15 protein-coding genes are annotated in these 16,518 nt (G+C 67.5%); 3 read left to right on the top strand and 12 right to left on the bottom strand.

Going from position 1 to position 16,518, the window contains the following annotated elements; all coding sequences use genetic code 11:
* Nucleotides 1–20 precede the first annotated feature (20 nt).
* The 11 genes from ACOCMH_RS10285 to hppD all read right to left on the bottom strand — a co-directional run bounded on the left by ACOCMH_RS10285 (nucleotide 21) and on the right by hppD (nucleotide 11,909).
* Nucleotides 21–635, bottom strand: a complete 615-nt coding sequence (locus ACOCMH_RS10285; protein WP_427306877.1) for an isochorismatase family cysteine hydrolase — start codon at nucleotides 633–635, stop codon at nucleotides 21–23.
* Between the two features lie 18 nt (nucleotides 636–653).
* Nucleotides 654–1,061, bottom strand: coding sequence for a VOC family protein (locus ACOCMH_RS10280; protein WP_427306876.1), 408 nt, complete (start codon nucleotides 1,059–1,061; stop codon nucleotides 654–656).
* A gap of 72 nt (nucleotides 1,062–1,133) precedes the next feature.
* Nucleotides 1,134–1,574 carry a helix-turn-helix transcriptional regulator gene (locus ACOCMH_RS10275; protein WP_427306875.1) on the bottom strand — a complete coding sequence of 147 codons (441 nt, stop codon included), beginning with the start codon at nucleotides 1,572–1,574 and terminating at the stop codon, nucleotides 1,134–1,136.
* 189 nt (nucleotides 1,575–1,763) lie between these two features.
* Nucleotides 1,764–2,765 (bottom strand): Bug family tripartite tricarboxylate transporter substrate binding protein, encoded by a 1,002-nt coding sequence (locus ACOCMH_RS10270; RefSeq protein WP_427306874.1) that lies wholly within the window; start codon nucleotides 2,763–2,765, stop codon nucleotides 1,764–1,766.
* A gap of 173 nt (nucleotides 2,766–2,938) precedes the next feature.
* Nucleotides 2,939–3,892, bottom strand: coding sequence for a MipA/OmpV family protein (locus ACOCMH_RS10265; RefSeq protein WP_427306873.1), 954 nt, complete (start codon nucleotides 3,890–3,892; stop codon nucleotides 2,939–2,941).
* Between the two features lie 28 nt (nucleotides 3,893–3,920).
* On the bottom strand, nucleotides 3,921–6,128 hold the full coding sequence (locus tag ACOCMH_RS10260; RefSeq protein WP_427306872.1) for a xanthine dehydrogenase family protein molybdopterin-binding subunit: 2,208 nt from the start codon (nucleotides 6,126–6,128) through the stop codon (nucleotides 3,921–3,923).
* The gene (locus tag ACOCMH_RS10255; protein ID WP_427306871.1) at nucleotides 6,128–7,123 is read right to left on the bottom strand and encodes an FAD binding domain-containing protein; all 996 of its coding nucleotides are present in this window, start codon (nucleotides 7,121–7,123) and stop codon (nucleotides 6,128–6,130) included. Before ACOCMH_RS10255 ends, ACOCMH_RS10260 begins: the two co-directional genes overlap by 1 nt.
* Nucleotides 7,124–7,131: 8 nt before the next feature.
* Complete coding sequence (locus ACOCMH_RS10250; RefSeq protein WP_427306870.1) at nucleotides 7,132–7,704, bottom strand: 2Fe-2S iron-sulfur cluster-binding protein; 573 nt, start codon at nucleotides 7,702–7,704, stop codon at nucleotides 7,132–7,134.
* 242 nt (nucleotides 7,705–7,946) lie between these two features.
* The gene (locus ACOCMH_RS10245; RefSeq protein WP_427306869.1) at nucleotides 7,947–9,143 is read right to left on the bottom strand and encodes an amino acid aminotransferase; all 1,197 of its coding nucleotides are present in this window, start codon (nucleotides 9,141–9,143) and stop codon (nucleotides 7,947–7,949) included.
* Nucleotides 9,144–9,249: 106 nt separating this feature from the next.
* Nucleotides 9,250–10,644 (bottom strand): amino acid permease, encoded by a 1,395-nt coding sequence (locus tag ACOCMH_RS10240; protein ID WP_427306868.1) that lies wholly within the window; start codon nucleotides 10,642–10,644, stop codon nucleotides 9,250–9,252.
* A 185-nt stretch (nucleotides 10,645–10,829) separates the two neighbouring features.
* Complete coding sequence (gene hppD / locus ACOCMH_RS10235; protein ID WP_427306867.1) at nucleotides 10,830–11,909, bottom strand: 4-hydroxyphenylpyruvate dioxygenase; 1,080 nt, start codon at nucleotides 11,907–11,909, stop codon at nucleotides 10,830–10,832.
* Between the two features lie 237 nt (nucleotides 11,910–12,146).
* Between hppD and ACOCMH_RS10230 the strand changes: the two genes are divergently transcribed.
* Nucleotides 12,147–12,620: an Lrp/AsnC family transcriptional regulator gene (locus tag ACOCMH_RS10230; protein WP_025581629.1), complete on the top strand. Its 474-nt coding sequence runs from the start codon at nucleotides 12,147–12,149 to the stop codon at nucleotides 12,618–12,620.
* 9 nt (nucleotides 12,621–12,629) lie between these two features.
* On the opposite strand, the gene ACOCMH_RS10225 is transcribed toward ACOCMH_RS10230, so the two are convergent.
* Entirely contained in the window at nucleotides 12,630–14,675 is a 2,046-nt protein-coding gene (locus tag ACOCMH_RS10225) for an ATP-binding protein (RefSeq protein ID WP_427306866.1), read from the bottom strand.
* Between the two features lie 412 nt (nucleotides 14,676–15,087).
* Here ACOCMH_RS10225 and ACOCMH_RS10220 point away from each other — a divergent pair, with 412 nt between their 5' ends.
* On the top strand, nucleotides 15,088–15,711 hold the full coding sequence (locus ACOCMH_RS10220; RefSeq protein WP_427306865.1) for a response regulator: 624 nt from the start codon (nucleotides 15,088–15,090) through the stop codon (nucleotides 15,709–15,711).
* Between the two features lies 1 nt (nucleotide 15,712).
* A complete protein-coding gene (locus ACOCMH_RS10215) occupies nucleotides 15,713–16,420 on the top strand; it encodes an Hpt domain-containing protein (protein ID WP_427306864.1) in 708 nt (235 codons plus the stop codon).
* Nucleotides 16,421–16,518: the final 98 nt, after the last annotated feature.

The raw sequence follows: 16,518 nt of genomic DNA, 5'->3' as shown, positions 1-16,518 counted from the left end.
TGTGGAAAGCCCGGCAACGGTCAGGCGAGTAGTGACAAGGCATCGGCGAGCGACAGCACCGTCGTGCGGGATTCGAACGCCGTTGAAAACAGATGGTCGTGCACAACCTGGTCTGGGTCGTAGCAGCAATCCCTGACCGTGAACAAGCGGAAGTCCGCATCACTCGCATACGCCACCGATGACAACACCACGCCGGTCGACGCAATGCCCGCCAGGATCAGCGTATCGATACCCCGCGCGGACAGCCGCAGCTGCAGGTCGGTACCAAAGAACACACTCGCGCGATGCGCGATGATCAGTGGTTCAGTGTCCCGCCGACCAAGCTCGGGCGAGACCTGGTCGTCGGTGAACAGGCCCAGTTGCTTGATGCCTTGCCCGTTCCGGTTCAGCGGGCTCACTTCCGGATAGCCCGGGCTGAAGTGGATCTTGGCGAAATAGACGCCGACGCCCACGGCCCGCGCGGCGTCACAGAGCTTGCGGGTATTGGACAGCAAGGTGGGCGCGACCGATGGAAACAAGGCGAGGATGTCGGTCTGGTAGTGCATGACCACCAGGGCGGTTTGCGCGGGGACGATTGCCGGAATCTGCATGGTCAGGGATGCATGGTCAGGGATTCGTGATGCCCGTAGGGGCATGAGTCTGGCTTCAACGCATTACAGCTGCTGGATCCGGAGCATATTGCCGGCCGGATCGCGCACGCCGAAATCGCGTACGCCATAGGGCTGGTCGGTCGGCTCCTGGACGATCTCGGCGTCGCACTGCTGCAGCCGCTGGAAGACGGCGTCGAGGTCGTTCGCGCCAAGCAGCAGCATGGCGAAGGTGCCCTTGGCCATCATCTCGGCGATGGTGCGCTTTTCTGCGTCGGTGACGCCGGGCGTGGCGTTCGGTGGGTACAGGACCAGCGAGGTCCCGGGCTTGCCCTTCGGGCCGACGGTGACCCAACGGTTGCCGCCGAAGGCGACGTCCTTGCGGACTTCGAAGTCGAGCGCGTCCCGGTAGAACGCGAGCGAGGCTTCCGGATCGGTGTGGGGAAGGAAAGTCGAGTGGATGGTGATGTCCATGAGCGGTCTCCGAAATTGGAAAAGCAGCGGTGGCGGCCGTCGCCGCGCTGGTCCCGAACCATGGAACGCAGTCTAGGCTGAGGCTTTCTCCGGTGCTTCTTGATTCCTGATCGGTCGCGTCACCTGCTTTGCGATGCAGGACGGCATGCCCTCGGCCGCGCGCGCATGATCGCGGCGGTAAACGCTTGGCGCGACCCCGACCAGCTCAGTGAACCGGGTGCTGAAGGTGCCCAGCGATGAACAACCGACCTCGAAGCAAGCCTCGGTGACGCTCAGGTCGCCGCGGCGCAGTAGCGCCATGGCGCGTTCGATGCGCCGTGTCATCAGGTACGAATAGACCGACTCGCCATAGGCCAGCCGGAACTGCCGGCTGAGGTGGCCCGCCGACATATGGACGCCCCGGGCGAGCGCCTCGACGTCCAGTGGCTGGGCGTAGTCGCGGTCAATGCGGTCGCGCACGCGGCGCAGGCGGGCCAGGTCACGGAGGATGGTGTCATGGGCGGCGGCGGTCATCGACGTATCCTGCCATGACCGCGGGGCATGTTCAACCGGGTGCCGCTCGCCCCGGATGACCAGTGTGGCGAACCGGCGCGTGGAGCCTCGCGGCAAGCCGCGAATCTGTGCCATCTACCGCATAGCCCACGTCGCACCAGTGCTTGCTGACCCACCCCGCCACGGGCGCCGGGGTGGCAAGCCGCTGCCTTAGTCCAGCGTAATCTTCCCCGCCTTGACGATCTCCGCATACCGCTTGGTATCGCGCTCGATCAGCTTGCGGAACTCTTCGGATGTTCCGCCTACCGGTACAAAGCCCAGCTCGGTCAGCTTCTTCGTGACTTCCGGGCTGCGCGTGGCCGCGGCGATTTCCTTTGCCATGCGCGCGACGATCGGTTGCGGCGTGCCGGCCGGTGCCAGCAGGCCAGTCCATGAACTCATGACGAAGCCGGGTAATCCGGCTTCTTCCATGGTCGGGATATTGGGCTCGCCCGGCCAGCGTTTGGCGGAAGCCACGGCCAGCACGTTGATCTTGCCGGACTTGACGTGCGGCATCGGCACCAGCAGCGGGTCGAACGCCACCGAGACTTCGCCTGACACCAGTGCGGGCAGGATCGGCGCACTGCCGTTGTAGGGCACGTGGGTCAGCTTGAGCTTGGTTTCCATCGCCAGGCGCTCGCCGGTCAGGTGCGCGGAACTGCCGACGCCGCTGGAGCCGAAGGTCAGCGTGTCGGGATGCTTCTTGCCGTAGTCGACCAGTTCGGCCAGGGTCCGGACCGGCAGCTTCTTGCTGGCGAACAGGAACAGCGGCAGTTCGGCCATTTCCGCCACTGGTACCAGGTCTGCGGGCTTGTAGCTGAGCTTCGAATACAGCGACATGTTGGCGCTGTAGGCGGCCAGCACCGAGACGAAAGTGTAGCCGTCCGGCGCCGAGCGCGCGGCCACGCCGACACCCAGGGTGCTATTGGCACCAGGCTTGTTCTCGATGATGATGGGCTGGCCCAGCCGTTGCGAGACCTGCTCGAACACGACCCGCGAGACCGTGTCGGTGGAACCGCCCGGGGTGTAGGGCACGATCACCTTGATCGGCTTGGCCGGCCATGCGTCGGCGGCATGGGCAGCGGGGGCGGTGTGGGCGGCGGCCAGGCCAGCGACGGCGATGGCAATGGAACGCGCGCTGCGCGCGACGCGATGCTTGATGCTGGACTTCAACTACGTCTCCTTCTTTGGCATGCTTGGCAATCCCCTTGCGGGGCCTGCGGCCGGAGATCCGGCCGGCCAAATTATGCGGGACGCAGTCGGCACGGTAACGCGCCAACACGGCTGAATCCCGGGCGCCGGCCATCCAATGTGCGATAGCCGAACCAGGCTGGCCGCGACGAGCTTCAGAATTCGTAGTTGACCGACAGGTCGAACACCGCGTTGGTCCGCTTGCGCGTGATGGGGCTGTCGGCGGCATCCCCCGCCAGCTGTGAAACCGCCACGTCCGAGCTGGCAAACCAGTGTTTGGCGAAGTACCACACCGAGGTTACGCCGAACCCGTACGACTTGATGCCGCCGCTGGCGTGGTACTGCGGCCGGCCGGCGCGCGCCTGCGCGGCGCTGACGCCGTACCAGGCGTTCATGTAGCGCGAGTCGGCCAGCGTGACGGTGGGTCCGGCGAACCAGAAGAATTTCTCCGAGCTGCCGGGCAGCGGCATATAGGCGCCGATATCGCCGATCCAGCCGTCGCTGCCGCCCAGGCTGCGGCGCGCGTCGATGCGCAGCACCAGCGGAAATTCCTTCGAGATCGCGTATTCGGCGAACAGCTTGCCTTCCGGCGCCGGGTTGATATTGCCCATGCCGTCCAGGTGCGGCGAGTCTTCGTGGCCGCGCCGGCCCAGGTTGTAGGTCAGCGCAATCCCGGCGCGCCAGTTCTTGCCGCGCAGCAGGTTCACGCCCAGCCCTTCGCCGATCGACGCGAAGGCCAGGTCGCGGTAGCGGATATCGATGCTGGGGCCGCCGAGCACGATATATTCGGACGAACCATCGTAGCGCGGCCGCAGCATGGCGGCGGCGCCGAGCCGCACTTGCCAGACGGGGATGTCGTCCTGAAACAGCTTCTGCAGCGGAATGCCGGCGGAGAACTGCCATTCGGCCAGCGGCGCCGGCGTCTGGGCGCTGGCCAGCGGCGGTGCCAGCACGGCGCCCGCGGCTAGCAGCAGCGCGATGCGCGAGGACAGACGCTTCGGATTTCGCTCGGTCACGGCAGCCTCCATGCCCGCTTGGCGGGCAGTCAGGTTGCGGGCGCGGGGCCCGTGGCCGACATCTTTCCACTGGATCGCGGCCAGCGCAACCACCCGGCGGGCAGCGCGCGGGTGGAAGGCCTCAGTCCAGCAGCTTGTCCAGCGTGATCGGCAAGTCCCGCACGCGCCGGCCGGTGGCGTGGTACACGGCATTGGCAATCGCCGCGGCCACGCCCACGATGCCGATCTCGCCGATGCCCTTGGTGCCCAGCGCGTTGATATGCGGATCGTCCTCGTCCACCACCGTGACCTCAATCGCGCCGACGTCGGCATTGACCGGGATGTGGTACTCAGCCAGGTTGGCGTTGGCGACGCGCCCGGTGGCCAGGTCCAGTTCGGTCTTCTCGTGCAGCGCCATGCCGATGCCCCAGACAATGCCGCCCATCAGCTGGCTGTGCGCGGTCTTGCGGTTCAGCAGCCGGCCGGCGCCGTAGCTGGCAACCACGCGGTGGACGCGGATCTCGCCCAGCTCGGGGTCGACCCGGACTTCGGCAAAGACGGCGCCGAAGGCGTGCATGGAATAACTCTGGCGTTCCTTGCCCGGCTTGGTGCTGGCACGGGCTTCGACGGCACGGCCGCCGGCGCGCTGGATCGGCGCGGACATGGGCTCGCGCTGCGCCGGATCCGAACGGCGTTGCAGCCAGCCATCGACGATTTCCACATCTTCCGGCGGCGCGCCGGACAGCGGCGAGGCGGTATCGGTCACGGCCTGGCGGATCAGGCGCTGCCGTGCCGCTTCGGCGGCCTGCTGGACGGCGGGTGCGACGCTGGCCACCGACTGCGAGCCGCCCGATACCGGGGCCTCGGGAAAGGCCGTGTCGCCCAGCTCAAAGCGCACGCGCGCTGGTGGCAGGCCCAGCGCATCGGCGGCGACCTGCGTCATGACGGTATACGTGCCGGTGCCCAGGTCCTGCGAGCCTGAGCGCACCAGCGCCGTGCCGTCGGCCAGCAGGCGCACCAGCGCGCTGGCCGGGGAGCGGTAGGTCGGGTAGGTGGCGGTGGCCATGCCCAGGCCCACCAGCTTGTCGTCGGCGCGCATCGAGCGTGGGGCGGGATCGCGCCGCGCCCAGCCGAAGCGCTCGGCGGCGTCGCGATAGCACTCGCGCAGCGACTTGCTCGAGAACGGCAACTGCTTCTCCGGATCCGAGTCGGCATGGTTGCGCAGGCGCAGCGCGACCGGATCGAGCCCAAGCCGTTCGGCCAGTTCGTCGAGCGCGCATTCCAGCGCAAAGCTGCCGGTGGCTTCGCCCGGCGCGCGCATGAAGGTGGGCGTGCCGATATTCAGTTCGACCAGCCGATGGCGGGTCTGCAGGCTGGGGCAGGCGTAGAGCCGGCGCGTGATCAGCGCGGCGGATTCCAGCCATTCTTCCACCGTGGAAGTGCACGTGATCACGTCATGGCGGATGGCGCGCAGCGTGCCATCCTGCGCCGCGGCAGCCACCACGTGCTGCTCGGTCATTGGCCGTGCGCCGACCGGGCCGAACATCTGGGTCCGTTCCACCACCAGCCTGACCGGCCGGCTGGCCTGCCGCGCCGCCATCGCGGCCAGCACCACATGCGACCACACCGAACCCTTGCAGCCAAAGCCGCCGCCCACGTACGGGCAGATCACGCGGACCTTGTCCGCGGCGATGCCCAACGCCGCCGCGACGGTCTTGCGCACGCCGCTGACGTATTGCGTCGCGTCGTACAGCGTCAGCTGGTCGCCGTCCCATGCGGCGATGGTGGCATGCGGCTCCATCGGATTGTGGTGTTCCATCGGCGTGGTGTAGACGGCGTCGACCACGGCGGCGGCGCCGTGCAGGCCAGCATCGGGATCGCCGCGCCGGCTGTCGGCGGCATCCTCTTCATCCGGCTTGCGGGCCCGCGTGCGGGCCTGGGCAAAGTCCAGCACGGCCTCGGCCTGCCGGTATTGCACGGGCAGGCAGTGGGCGGCGTCACGGGCTTGCTCCAGCGTGTCGGCCACCACCACGGCGATGGGCTGGTGGTTGTAGTGGACTGCAGTGTCCTGCAGCAGGCTCATGACGTGGCCGGCCGTGGGGATGTCCGCGGCCGCCTTGCCACCCTTGGGCAGGTGTGGCGCGTTGAAGGGCGTCAGCACCAGCCGCACGCCCGGCATGCGTTCGCACGCGGCCGTGTCGATGGCGATGATCTCGCCGCGGGGAATGGCACTGGTCACCATCACTGCGTGGGCCAGGCCGGGCAGCATGTGGTCAGCGGTGTAGCGGGCGCGGCCGGTGACCTTGGGGATGCCGTCGACGCGGTCGAGCGGGGTGCCGGTCACGCTCATCACTGGGCTCCTGGTGGACGGCTGGCAACCTGCAGCGCGCGCAGCACGGCACGCTGCGCCAGGCCGATCTTGAAGGCGTTGTGGGCATACGGGTGCGCGCCGTCGAGCAGCAGCCGCGCAGCTTCGGCGGCGCTGTGCGCGCTCAGCGGCCGGCCCGCCAGGGCCCGCTCCGCGGCCGGTACGCGCCAAGGCTTGTGCGCCACGCCGCCCAGCGCCAGCCGGGCGCTGCGCACGCTGTTGCCATCGAGGTCGAGCGCGGCGGCGACCGAGACCAGGGCAAAGGCAAAGCTGGAGCGGTCGCGCACCTTCAGGTAGTGGGCGTGGGGCGCATACGGCGAGGGCGGCAGCTCGATGGCGACGATCAGCTCGCCGGGCGCGAGCATGGTGTCGCATTGCGGGGTCTCGCCCGGCAGGCGGTGGAAGTCGCCGATCGGAATGCGGCGCTCGCCGGTGGTGGCACGCACCACGATCAGGGCCTCGAGCGCGGCCAGCGCCACGCACATGTCGGACGGATGCACGGCGATGCAATGCTCGCTGGCGCCCAGGATGGCGTGGATGCGATTGATGCCGTCGCGCGCGCCGCAGCCCGAGCCGGGCTTGCGCTTGTTGCAGGCCGGGAAACCCGGGTCGTAGAAATAATGGCAGCGGGTGCGCTGCAGCAGGTTGCCGCCCACCGTCGCCATATTACGCAGTTGCCCGGAGGCGCCCGACAGCAGTGCCTGCGCCAGCAGCGGATAGCGCTCGCGCACCAGCGCATGGTTGGCCGCATCGGTGTTGCTGACCATCGAGCCGATGCGCAGGCCGCCATCGGGCTGCGCGGTCACCTGGGCCAGCGGCAGCCGGCTGACATCGACCAGCAGGCGCGGCGCTTCGACGCCGGCCTTGACCAGGTCAAGCAGATTGGTGCCCCCGGCCACATAGCGCGCGCCGGGCTGGTTCCCCAGGCGCAGGGCGTCGTCGACCGAGCCGGGCCGTTCATAAGAGAAGGGATTCATGGCCGGCCTTAGCTGTCGCCGCCCTCGCCGCAGACGGCGCGGACCGCGGCAACGATGTTGGGGTAAGCGCCGCAGCGGCACAGGTTGCCGCTCATGCGCTCGCGGATCTCGTCGTCGCCGAGGGGCAGTGCCGCGGGGCCCAGCGGCTGTACCGCGCTGGCCTCGCCCGCCCGCGCTTCGGCCAGCATGCCCACCGCCGAGCAGATCTGGCCAGGGGTGCAGAAGCCGCACTGCAGCGCGTCGTGGGTGATGAAGGCCTGCTGCATCGGGTGCAGCGTGTGGCCGCTGGCCAGGCCTTCGATGGTGGTGATCTGGCGGCCTTCCTGCATCACCGCAAGCGTCAGGCACGCGTTGATGCGGCGCCCGTCGACCAGCACCGTGCACGCGCCGCACTGGCCGCGGTCGCAGCCTTTCTTGGCACCGGTCAGCTGCAGGATTTCGCGCAGCGCGTCGAGCAGCGTGCAGCGCGCTTCCAGTTGCAGCGTGCACGGCTTGCCGTTGACGTGGAGCGTCACCGCCCGGGCAGCTGCGCCCGGCGGCGCAGTGGCGCTGCAATGGGCCGGAACGTTGTCTTCGGACATGGGCGAGCCTTCTTGTGGGAGTACCGGCACATCTTCAGGTGGTGCCTGGAATACCGGAAGGCTGCAAGTTCAGTGCCGGGGCCTCGCACGGGCCATGGCCCCGCGCGCGGCACGGCCTGGCGGGCTGGCAAGCGCCAAAACGCCACGTGGTGCTTGTAGAAATTACGCTGGCGCAAAAACAAGAACGGCGCCCGAAGGCGCCGTCAGATTGCTTGAAAACCCGGCACGCTGGTGCGGGACCGTCAGCCCTTCAGCACGCTGCCGATGGCCTTGGCTACCACGCCGACATTGCGCTCGTTCAGCCCCGCCACGCACATGCGGCCCGAGCGCAGCAGGTACACGCCATGCTGCTCGCGCAGGCGCTCGGCCTGGTCGGCGGTGAGGCCGGTGTAGGTGAACATGCCGCGCTGGGTCAGGTAGCGCGACAGCGCCTCGCCACTGACATGGTCGCGCAGGTTGTGGTGGATGGCCTCGCGCATGCGCGCGATGCGGCCGCACATCTGGGCCAGTTCCTGTTCCCACAGCTGGCGCAGCTCGGGCGTGGTCAGCACCTTGGCCACCACGCGCGCGCCGTGCGTGGGCGGGTTGCTGTAGTTGGCGCGCACCGCGCCGGTCAGCTGGCCCAGCACGTTGGAGGCCTCGGCGGCAGTGTTGCAGAACACGCTCAGGCCGCCGCAGCGCTCACCGTACAGCGAGAAGTTCTTCGAGAACGAGTTGGCCACCAGGCAGGGAACGTCCTGGGCCACCAGTTCGCGGATGGCGAAGGCATCGTCTTCCAGGCCGGCGCCGAAGCCCTGGTAGGCCATGTCGACGAACGGCAGCAGCTGGTTGGCCTTGAGCAGCGCAATCAGCTGGCGCCACTGGTCCTGGTTCAGGTCGACGCCGGTCGGGTTGTGGCAGCACGCGTGCAGCAGCACGATGCTGCCGGCCGGGATGGCGCGCAGGGCGTCCATCATGGCGTCGAACTTCAGCCCGCCGGTGGCGTCGTCATAGTACGGGTAGGTATTGACGGTGAAGCCGGCGCGCTCGAACACCACGCGGTGGTTTTCCCAGCTGGGGTCGCTGATCCAGACCTGCGCCTGCGGGTAGTAGCGCTTGAGGAAATCGGCGCCCACGCGCAGCGCGCCCGAGCCGCCCAGCGTCTGCAGCGTGGCGATGCGCCCGGCGGCGCGCGCCGGCGAATCTTCGCCGAACACCAGCGCCTGCACCGCGTTGCGGTAGGCCGCCAGGCCCGACATCGGCAGGTAGGGGCGCGGGCCCATGTCGGCCAGCAGCGCGGCCTCGGCCTGCGCCACGGCCTGCATCACCGGCAGGCGGCCATCGTCGTCAAAGTAGATGCCGATGCTCAGGTTGACCTTGTCGGTACGCGGGTCGCGCTGGAAGTCCTCGTTGAGCGAGAGGATCGGATCGCCGGGAAAGGCCTCGATGTGTGCAAACATGGGATGCGATGGAGTGGGGTCGGGGGCGGCTGCCGCGGCGCAGGGCGTCGCGCAGCCTCGATTCTAACCGGCGGCGCCCGCAGCCTGCAGGCGCCGCCGGGCCGGGTCAGCGCAGCGGCTGCGCGGCCGCGCCGGCTTGCAGCGCGGCGCCGGCTTTCTTCTGGCGCACCAGGTAGCTCACGCCGAGCACCAGCAGCCACACCGGGATCAGGTAGACCGAGATGCGCAGGCCTTCGGTCAGGTACATCACCACCAGGATGCCGGCCAGGAACACCAGGCACAGGTAGTTGGTCAGCGGATAGCCCCAGCTCTGGAACGCCGTGGCCTCGCCGGCCTTGCGCTTGTCGGCGCGGAACTTCAGGTGGATCAGGCTGATCATGGCCCAGTTGATGATCAGCGCCGACACCACCAGCCCCATCAGCAGCTCGAAGGCCTTGCCCGGCATGAAGTAGTTGATCACCACGCAGGCCGCGGTGGCCACCGCCGAGAACGCCAGTGCCGTCAGCGGGATGCCGCGCTGGTTGACCTTGAGCAGCGCCTTGGGCGCGTTGCCCTGCTTGGCCAGGCCATACAGCATGCGGCTGTTGCAGTACACGCCGCTGTTGTAGACCGACAGCGCCGCGGTCAGCACCACCACGTTCAGCACGTTGGCCACCCAGTTGCTGTTCAGTGCGTGGAAGATCAGCACGAACGGGCTGCCGCCGGTGACCACGTTTTCCCACGGGTACAGCGACAGCAGCACCGCCAGCGCGCCCACGTAGAAGATCAGGATGCGGTAGATCACCTGGTTGGTGGCCTTGGGGATGGTCTTGCCGGGCGCGTCCGCTTCCGCGGCGGTAATGCCCACCAGCTCCAGGCCGCCGAACGAGAACATGATCACCGCCATGGCCATCACTAGGCCCCCCATGCCGTTGGGGAAGAAGCCGCCGTGCTGCCACAGGTTGGCCACGCTGGCCTGCGGCCCGGCGTTGCCGGACACAAGCAGGTAGCCGCCGAAACCGATCATGCCGACGATCGCCGCGACCTTGATGATCGAGAACCAGAATTCCATCTCGCCGAAGGACTTCACGCTCGCCAGGTTGATCGCATTGATGATGACGAAGAACGCCAGCGCGGAAATCCAGGTGGGGATTTCCGGCCACCAGTACTGCACGTAGATGCCGACGGCCGACAGCTCGGCCATGCTCACCAGGATGTACAGCACCCAGTAGTTCCACCCCGACAGGAAGCCAGCGAAGTGGCCGCAGTACTTGTCGGCAAAGTAGCTGAACGAGCCGGCGACGGGCTCGTCCACCACCATCTCGCCCAGCTGGCGCATGATGAAGAACGCCACGATGCCGGCGATCGCATAGCCCAGCAGGACCGAAGGCCCCGCCATCTTGATGGTCTGGGCGATGCCCAGGAAAAGTCCGGTGCCGATGGCGCCACCAAGGGCGATCAGCTGGATATGCCGGTTCTTCAGGCCACGCTTGAGCGTGCCGTCATTGTTGCTGGAATGCATGCAGTGTTTCCTCTACCCATTCTCATGGAATGCGGGCCCGCGTCTCTGGCTGTTGTCTGAGTCGGACGCTTGGGCCTGGGGGTCGTCACCGCCCGCGCGGCAGGGTCACTGCCGCGCCGGGGTGTGCGCGTTTTCCGGGGCCGGCGCGCCGTCAAAGGCGGCCGGTCCGGAAAGGCCGCTGCCGGTCAGGCCTCGACCTTGAGCGTGCCGCGTTCGATCTGGTCGCGTTCCAGCGACTCGAACAGTGCCTTGAAGTTGCCTTCGCCGAAGCCTTCGTCGCCCTGGCGCTGGATAAACTCGAAGAACACCGGGCCAAGCGCGGTCTTGGAGAAGATCTGCAGCAGCAGGCGGGGCTTGCCGCCTTCGGTGGTGCCGTCAAGCAGGATGCCGCGCGACTTCAGTTGCTCGACCGGCTGGCCGTGGCCGGGCAGGCGGGTGTCGAGCGCCTCGTAGTAGTAGTCGTTCGGCGCGGTCATCAGCGGCACACCGGCCAGTTGCAGGCGGTCGATGACTTCGATCAGGTTGTCGGTCAGGAAGGCGATGTGCTGGATGCCCTCGCCGTTGAAGGCCATCAGGAACTCTTCGATCTGGCCGGCGCCCTTGGACGATTCCTCGTTCAGCGGAATGCGGATTTTACCATCCGGCGCCGTCATGGCCTTGGAGGCCAGGCCGGTGTACTCGCCCTGGATGTCGAAGTAGCGGATTTCGCGGAAATTGAACAGCTTTTCGTAGAAATTGGCCCAATAAGCCATGCGGCCACGGTAGACGTTGTGGGTCAGGTGGTCGATCAGCTTGAGGCCGTGGCCGACCGGATGGCGGTCGACGCCCTCGATGAACTCGAAGTCGATGTCATAGATCGACTTGCCTTCCTCGAAGCGGTCGATCAGGTACAGCGGCGCGCCGCCGATGCCCTTGATCGCGGGCAGGCGCAGTTCCATCGGGCCGGTCGGGATCTCGACCGGCTGCGCGCCCAGTTCCAGCGCGCGGGCATAGGCCTTGTGCGAGTCCTTGACGCGGAAAGCCATGCCGCAGGCGCTGGGGCCGTGCTCGGCGGCAAAGTAGGCGGCGTGGCTGTGCGGCTCGCGGTTGACGATGAAGTTCACTTCGCCCTGGCGGTACAGCACCACGTCCTTGGAACGGTGCTTTGCCACCAGCGTGAAGCCCATCTGCTCGAACAGCGGCTCGAGCACATTGGGGGTGGGCGAGGCGAATTCCACGAATTCGAAGCCCATCAGCTGCATCGGGTTGTCAAACAGGTCGGCCATGGCTTTCTCGGTAAGAACGTAGGGGCGGGAAATAATATTGTGGCTTCAGCACTTGCTTGCGCAGTCGCGCCGGGGCCAGCCGGCTCGGCGCCAGAGCCATGACAGCATGGGCTTCCGGTGCGCTTGCTTGGGATGCAGTGTATATTCGGGACGGCAAAATTGGATTTCGTAAAACAGGCAGGGAAACCCTAGATTATGAAATTTGATTGCTTGAAACCCTGAAATGAGGAAACCGAAGTGCAATCAATCGAGCTGGACCGCACCGATCGCCGCTTGCTCGGGGTGCTGCAGGAAAACGGGCGGGCATCCAACCTGGAACTGGCCGAGGCCATCGCGCTGTCGCCGGCGCAGACCTTGCGGCGCCACCGCCGGCTGGAGGAAGCCGGGCTGGTCAAGCGCTATGAGGCGCGCCTGGACGCCGCGGCGCTGGGCTTCGGTGTGGTCGCCTTTATCCATGTGACGATGGAGCGCGGGCATATCCGCGACCTGTCCAACTTCAAGCGCCTGGTGGCGGAACTCGCGCAGATCCAGGAGTGCTTCTCGGTGACCGGCGATATCGATTACGTGCTGAAGGTGGTTGCCCGTGACCTGAAATCGCTGTCCGACTTCCTGCTGGATACGCTGATGCGCATCCCCGGCGTCAGCGGCGTGAAGTCGAGTGTGTGCCTAGACGAGATCAAGTGCACCAGCGCGGTCCCGATGGAGCCTTGAAGCGGCTGGTCAGTCGTCGGGCAGGTCAATGCGGTCGCACTGCACGTTCATTGCGCGGCAGACCGCGCACCACGAGGCCCGCGCGCCGGGTCCGGCCTGGCAGCGGGAACTGTCCCCACTGACTTTGGCGGTCGACGCGGCGACGTCCTGACGGGGCGCCTCGGGTTCCGGAGTCGATGCCGTGGAGGGCCGTGGCCTGCCGCTGCAGGCTTGCGACACTGCGGCATCCAGTGCCTGCAGGCCCACCGGCTTGACCACCACGGCGTTCATGCCCGCCGCCAGGGCCACGGCGTGGTCGCCGGCAACGGCACTGGCGGTGCAGCCGACGATGGGCACGCGGCGATGGGCATCATGGCGGGCCCGCACCGCGCGCGTGAAGGCGAGGCCGTCCATGACCGGCATGGCGCAGTCGCAGACGATCAGGTCGAAGCTGGCACGGTCCAGCGTGGCCAGTGCTTCGCGGCCGTCGCATGCGGTGCTCACGCGGTGGCCCAGGTGTTCAAGCTGGCGCTGCAGCAGCAGGCGGTTGGGCGCGTGGTCATCGATGACCAGGATGCTGGCCTCGCGCCGCGCGCAACCTGCCATCGGCAACGGTGGCGCCGGATCGGCCGGCGGCGCCGCGCTGGCGACGGCCAGCGGCAGCGATACCACCACGCGCGTGCCCCGGCCCGGCTGGCTGGTCAGCGTGATGCGCCCGCCCATGGCACCGGCCAGGCGCCGGCAGATGGCGAGGCCCAGCCCGGTGCCGCCCACGTGGAGGCGATGGCGGTCGTGGACTTGCTCGAACGGCTCGAACAGGCGGGCCTGGGCCTCGGCGGGAATGCCGACGCCGGTGTCGGTGACGCTCAGCATGATCTGTTGTACGCCGTCGCAGGGCGGCTGTGCATCCAGCCGCACATGCACCGTGCCGCGGTCGGTAAAGCGCACCGCATTTGACACCAGGTTGGCCAGGATTTGCCGGAACCGCAGCGGATCGACCTGGTGCACCGGCGCCAGTGCCGCACTGGTCCCGCTGGTCAAGGGCAAGGCTTTTTGCGCGGCCACCGCTCGGAAGATCAGCAGGGTGTCTTCGACCAGCCCGGGCAGCGACGCCGGTGCCTGGTGGATGCTGAACTTGCCCGCCTCCAGCTTGGACAGGTCGAGGATGTCGTCGATCAGCGCCAGCAGGCCCAGCGCCGACTTGTGCGCGGTAACCAGTTGCAGCCGCTGGTCATCAGGCAGCTGGCCGCTTGCCAGGGTCAACTCGAGCATGCCGGTGATGGCGTTCATCGGCGTGCGGATCTCGTGGCTCACCGACGCGAGGAAGGTGGACTTGGCGTGGTTGGCAGCCTCGGCCGCGGTCTTGGCCTGGGCCAGTTCGGCCAGCATCTCGTGGCGCTCGGTCAGGTCCACGCAGCCGCCGGCCAGGCCCTTGATGGTGCCGTCGGCGCCCCGCAGTGGCGTAAGCCAGTTCAGCACATGCCGGGTGCCATCGCCCAGGCGCAGGCACCGGTCCTTGAGCAGCGGCTGGCCGGATTCGATGACGGTGAGGTAGTCGCGCGCGAGTTCCGCCATGTCAACCGCAAGCGGATGTGCCTGCAAGGCGGCTTCCAGCGGTTGCCCGCGCAGCGTGTCGCGCGAGGCGCCCAACAGTTCTTCATAACTGCGGTTGCAGGCGATGAGCCGCAGCGCGGCGTCGCGCAAGTAGACCGGCTGGGGAATGCCGTCGAGCAGCGCCGACTGGATGGCGACGTTGTCTTGCAGCGCAAGTTCGGCGGCCCGGCGCCGGCGCACCTCGCGGTACAGCGCCGCGATCCAGAGCAGCAGGCACGGCGTGACCACGCACAACAGCGCAGTGGACCAGTCCGGGAGCCACTGCCGCGGCGGCGCGATCGACGGCGCGGAGATGGCGCCGGTGGTGTCGGAGGCTGGCACGGCGGCCACCGGCAGCGCGGCGGCGCCGCACAGCGAAAGACCGGCAAACAACGCCGCGGCACAGGCGAGGCGGCGCCCCTGGGTCACGAAACGGCGCGCGCGCGCGGCGGGTGGCAGGAGAATGCCAACGGCACGTAGCAAGCGCTTGGCAGTGCGGGGCGAGGCGGCGAAGGAAGGCGGGCGGAACGGCAAGCGGGTTGGCAAGGTCAGTGAAGTGCCTTCACTCTAGGAGGGCGGGCCGGCCTTCTCATTAGGACGAATCTGAAATTGATAGGGAAATTTCGAAATCACAGGCGCCGCGCCGCCCGTGGCGTCCCATATCGAACACAATCTGGGCCGCGCTTTGCCGGGCTCCGCAAGCATGACCGCAGCGCCCATTTTCCGGCACGCCGGCCGGGCATCACATGGACGGGGGCAGCGCAGCGAAACGCCCGACGTTTTCGGAAGAAACCACCGGGGCCTCGGAAATTTCGGGTTTCGAATGGCGCAAAGGCTGAGCAAAATGATGTGCCTGGTCGCGCCGAAAACGCGATGTTTGCAATGGAGTACAAGCTTGACCACCATCCTGATCGTCGATGACCACCCGCCCGTGCGCGCCGTACTGAAGACGCACTTTTCCCAGGTGCTGGGCGTGACCCACGTGCTCGAGGCCGACAACGGCCAGGCAGCCATCGAGATCGTGCGGCAATACCTGCCCGACGTGGTCATCCTGGATCTCGACATCCCGAAGATCAACGGGCTGGACGTGATTCCGCGCCTCAAGGCCAGTCATCCCGCGGTGCGCATCCTGGTCATCTCGGGCCAGGACCAGAACGCTTTTGCGCCCCGTGCGCGCCAGGCCGGTGCGCATGGCTTTGTCAGCAAGACGCAGGAACTGGCCGAAATCGTGCGTTGCACGGAGTCCGTGCTGGCGGGCTATACGGTCATGCCGGAGATCGACCACGGCAAGTCCGGGCTGGCTGACGAAGCCGAGCGCCTCGCCACGCTTTCGGACAAGGAACTGGTGGTCATGCAGATGCTTGCCAAGGGCATGTCGAACAAGGAAATCGGTCAGGTCCTGTTTATTTCCAACAAGACGGTAAGCACGCACAAGACCCGGGTCATGGAAAAGCTGGGCGCAAGATCGATCGTCGATCTCATCGATTTTGCGCGGCGCCACCATATTGCGGTGGGATAGCGTGGACGCCGCCGAAGCGCAGTCCCGCCCCGGCGCGCTGTTGCTGGCGCCGCCCGGCAATTCGGACTGGGTCGCGGATGCCGCCCGGATCCTGCGCGGTCTCGGCTTTGCGGTACAGACAGGCTTGCGCGCGCCCGTGGCCGGCATCGACGCCGATTGCGACCTGCTCATCGCGGATGCTGCCGCCGCGATGCCTTCCCCAACGATGCAGGCATGGTGCGCCCGTGGCGCGGTGTGCGCCGTGGTGCTGCCGGCCGACGCGGCGCCGACGGTCACCGGCGCAAGGGCCGCGCTGGCCAGCCTGCGCGCGCCGTTGACCGAAGCGGCGCTGCTGGCCATGCTGGCCAGCCAGCACTACGTGGCGCTGTCCGCGCGCGAGGCCGCGGGCATTGCCCCGGCCATTGCCAGGCAGACCTTTGGCAATCCGGTGTTTGCCGACGAACTGTTGCAGGCCCTGGTGACCTCGACCCGGGACGACCTCGCGCAACTGCGCGCGGCGGGGGGCGACCTGGATACGGTGCGGGGCGTCGCCCACCGGCTCAAGGCTTCCGCGCACTATGTCGATTGCCATGGACTGCGGCTGATGGCGCAACGGCTGGAGCATGCCGCCCGCGATGGCGATGCGGCCATGGCCGCTGCGCTGGCGACGATCGTGGCGTCGACGGTGGCACGGCTGCTCAGCCTGCTGACCCGCCTGGCTGCGGCATAATAATAGCGCGGCCAAACCCCCTAAAAAATAGCGGAGCGGGAATATACCGAATTGGCGCCAGCGCGGCGCTTGATTATCCTGTGTAAATAAAGGCGGGC

This window comes from Cupriavidus sp. H39 (assembly GCF_050271075.1).
Taxonomy (GTDB): Bacteria; Pseudomonadota; Gammaproteobacteria; order Burkholderiales; family Burkholderiaceae; genus Cupriavidus; species Cupriavidus necator_B.
This window is presented reverse-complemented; position numbering and strand designations above follow the sequence as displayed.

What these genes read in the sequence shown, in the direction of transcription:
- ACOCMH_RS10285 (WP_427306877.1), bottom strand. Translation starts at nt 635, where the DNA reads ATGCCCCTACGGGCATCACGAATCCCTGACCATGCATCCCTGACCATG.
- ACOCMH_RS10250 (WP_427306870.1), bottom strand. Translation starts at nt 7,704, where the DNA reads ATGTCCGAAGACAACGTTCCGGCCCATTGCAGCGCCACTGCGCCGCCG.
- ACOCMH_RS10260 (WP_427306872.1), bottom strand. Translation starts at nt 6,128, where the DNA reads ATGAGCGTGACCGGCACCCCGCTCGACCGCGTCGACGGCATCCCCAAG.
- ACOCMH_RS10280 (WP_427306876.1), bottom strand. Translation starts at nt 1,061, where the DNA reads ATGGACATCACCATCCACTCGACTTTCCTTCCCCACACCGATCCGGAA.
- ACOCMH_RS10255 (WP_427306871.1), bottom strand. Translation starts at nt 7,123, where the DNA reads ATGAATCCCTTCTCTTATGAACGGCCCGGCTCGGTCGACGACGCCCTG.
- ACOCMH_RS10275 (WP_427306875.1), bottom strand. Translation starts at nt 1,574, where the DNA reads ATGACCGCCGCCGCCCATGACACCATCCTCCGTGACCTGGCCCGCCTG.
- ACOCMH_RS10240 (WP_427306868.1), bottom strand. Translation starts at nt 10,644, where the DNA reads ATGCATTCCAGCAACAATGACGGCACGCTCAAGCGTGGCCTGAAGAAC.
- ACOCMH_RS10245 (WP_427306869.1), bottom strand. Translation starts at nt 9,143, where the DNA reads ATGTTTGCACACATCGAGGCCTTTCCCGGCGATCCGATCCTCTCGCTC.
- hppD (WP_427306867.1), bottom strand. Translation starts at nt 11,909, where the DNA reads ATGGCCGACCTGTTTGACAACCCGATGCAGCTGATGGGCTTCGAATTC.